Annotated in this window: 5 protein-coding genes and 1 tRNA gene; all 6 read right to left on the reverse strand. The window is 27.9% G+C overall.

The features are described 5' to 3' along the window. Positions 1-85: 85 nt before the first annotated feature. The 6 genes from ACI3VO_RS06750 to ACI3VO_RS06775 all read right to left on the reverse strand — a co-directional run bounded on the left by ACI3VO_RS06750 (position 86) and on the right by ACI3VO_RS06775 (position 2,112). Positions 86-208, reverse strand: coding sequence for a hypothetical protein (locus ACI3VO_RS06750; protein WP_439757172.1), 123 nt, complete (start codon positions 206-208; stop codon positions 86-88). Continuing rightward, positions 195-638, reverse strand: a complete 444-nt coding sequence (locus ACI3VO_RS06755; protein WP_439757173.1) for a hypothetical protein — start codon at positions 636-638, stop codon at positions 195-197. Before ACI3VO_RS06755 ends, ACI3VO_RS06750 begins: the two co-directional genes overlap by 14 nt. A gap of 30 nt (positions 639-668) precedes the next feature. Continuing rightward, positions 669-899: a hypothetical protein gene (locus tag ACI3VO_RS06760; RefSeq protein WP_439757174.1), complete on the reverse strand. Its 231-nt coding sequence runs from the start codon at positions 897-899 to the stop codon at positions 669-671. Between the two features lie 332 nt (positions 900-1,231). Next, complete coding sequence (locus ACI3VO_RS06765; RefSeq protein ID WP_439757175.1) at positions 1,232-1,675, reverse strand: hypothetical protein; 444 nt, start codon at positions 1,673-1,675, stop codon at positions 1,232-1,234. A gap of 17 nt (positions 1,676-1,692) precedes the next feature. Beyond that, entirely contained in the window at positions 1,693-2,004 is a 312-nt protein-coding gene (locus ACI3VO_RS06770; protein WP_439757176.1) for a hypothetical protein, read from the reverse strand. 23 nt (positions 2,005-2,027) lie between these two features. Beyond that, positions 2,028-2,112 (reverse strand) — tRNA-Leu (locus ACI3VO_RS06775). Positions 2,113-2,322: the final 210 nt, after the last annotated feature.

Below are 2,322 nucleotides of genomic sequence, written 5' to 3' on the forward strand. Positions count from 1 at the left end.
AAAAATTAATAATCTTTCTAATTGAAGGGCTCTGGCGGATACCCTTCTTGTTGTATTTTATAATAATAGTTGTTCATTATAAAATTTATACCTTAGTTCTTTTATAAGGTTCCATTTTCTTGTGTTTAGGCTTCTTTTTTTTGAAGTCTTTGCTATTTGATTCTTCTTTTAGTGATGAAAAGTAAGAGTCTTTTTTATATTGCGCCATAGTTGTAAATTCTGAAAATTTCTGCAATGTCGTTAATATAATTAGACAAGTTTTCAAGTCCATATTCTTTTAACAGTAGTTTTTCATATTCTGTTAAATTACGGAGTTTAGTCCAATATTTATTTTCTCTTAACTCTTTAGACTCATGAAGCTTATTAATAATAGCATACTTGTAAGCTAAAGGACCAGATAATCTGGGTGAGCCTACAGTTTTGATAATATTCTGAAGAAATACTTCAAAATCATGTGTTACTCTGACTTTTTTCTGTTCTTCTGCTGCTTTATTTATTAATAAAGAGCATACTTCTACATCAGATAATAATGCTAACTGTACTTTAGATAATTTTACAGTAGCATTTTTGCTTTTTGCTAATAGAGAACCTAATTCACGAACTAATTCTTGTTCATTATTTACTTCTCCATCAAACATAATTACAATTGCTTTCATTTTGATAATAATTTAACTGTTAATTGTTGTGATTTCTATTTCAAAATCATTTAATTTTTGTTTTAACGTATCTAAGTTTAACTTAGATTCTATTACTTTTGGATTATTAAAAGTAATAATACATGGGCAGCATTGTACCATGTGCTTAGCATCAACTACTTTTATACCTAAGTATTTTTTAGTAGCTAATAGATTTGCAAGTCTGTTTTCAGACTTATAAGTTACAGAGATTAATTGTACCATTGTTTTAATTATTTTTGAGGACGACCTGGTTATGCAGGATTTTGTTTGTTGATTCCCATAACGGAAGTTTACTTCTACCTTCTATGCTCATTAAACAGATTAGCACTCACTTAGTTTTAACTCGTAAGCAGGAAAGCTGCTAAACTTTCCTTATTGGAGTACATGATTTTAACGTCTGCACGATTATAAAATACAAATACAGGTATCTCTTTCTTATTAGAAGCTGTATTCAACTAACTTGAAAGATATGCATTTTACTTACGCCCCACATGTTTGTCATCTTCTGAAGACTGTATCTATTCTCACGAACTGATACAGTTTGTTAACGCAAACTAAAGAGAAACTTTTGGTATAATATTTTCTCTTTTAGTAGAGTTACTATGAACATCAATATTATTTAATGAGTCTACAATCTCTTTTGTTTTAGCTCCTTCTAATATTTTATTATAAGCAGCTGTATTAGATTCGTAAATATTAACTATCTCGTATTGAGATAATTCTGTTCCGAAATTATATAGTATATTAACTAATGCTATTTCTGGCATTGCTTTAAATACACTATCTTTTCGGTCTGTTTCTATCATTTCCTTACGGAACTGTAAGTAATCTTCAATCGAGACTATATGGTCTTGGATTGAGTCTTGATTAAACTCTACAAAGTCTGTCTCTGTAGTTTCTTTAGAGCGGTTTTCTTGATATAATGCTCCTGCAAATGTTCCTGCTAAGAACATTAATATGCATACTAATATGCTTAAAAATGTGTTTAATGGTTTCATTTTTTGATAAATTTTAGTTATTTAATGTTATCTCCTACAAAATATAAGTTATAGTATACATTTTCTGTAACTCTTATAGTCTTATATACTATTTTAGTAGATGTATCAAAATAAGATTTATTAAATACTATTAGATAATATTTGTTGTCTTTTTGATATTTATCTATTACTTTATAGTTTTTATATTGAGTGTGTAATTCTATATAGTTATAGATAAATTCTTTTCTACTATGATTTTTTAGTATTACTAAAGATAATAGTAATATAAGTAGTGCTACTATAGCATACTTACTTATTGTGTTTTGATGTATTACTTTTGTTTTTAACATTTTATATTAATATTGATTATTAGTACTCGGAACGGGAATCGAACCCGTACAGTTGCAATAACTATCAGATTTTAAGTCTGACGCGTCTACCTATTTCGCCATCCGAGCTTGTTAAAAGCACTATCTATTCTCACGAACTGATAGTGTGAAAAACATTATTTGCAAAAAAGAGAAACTATTTGTATATTTTAATTAACCTATTGAATTCTTTTGTAGCTTCTTCTCTATTCTTGTAGGTAACTAATGTTATTCTATTGTTTTTGCAAATTATTACGCTGTATTCAAATGCAAACTTTCCTTGCATTTGAATTATTGTTC

The sequence above is a fragment of the Intestinibacter sp. genome (genome assembly GCF_051866655.1).
Lineage (GTDB): Bacteria > Bacillota > Clostridia > Peptostreptococcales > Peptostreptococcaceae > Intestinibacter.

Excerpts from the sequence above, each read along its gene's own strand:
- ACI3VO_RS06750 (WP_439757172.1), bottom strand. The coding sequence starts at position 208 with ATGGCGCAATATAAAAAAGACTCTTACTTTTCATCACTAAAAGAAGAA.
- ACI3VO_RS06755 (WP_439757173.1), bottom strand. The coding sequence starts at position 638 with ATGTTTGATGGAGAAGTAAATAATGAACAAGAATTAGTTCGTGAATTA.
- ACI3VO_RS06760 (WP_439757174.1), bottom strand. The coding sequence starts at position 899 with ATGGTACAATTAATCTCTGTAACTTATAAGTCTGAAAACAGACTTGCA.
- ACI3VO_RS06765 (WP_439757175.1), bottom strand. The coding sequence starts at position 1,675 with ATGAAACCATTAAACACATTTTTAAGCATATTAGTATGCATATTAATG.
- ACI3VO_RS06770 (WP_439757176.1), bottom strand. The coding sequence starts at position 2,004 with ATGTTAAAAACAAAAGTAATACATCAAAACACAATAAGTAAGTATGCT.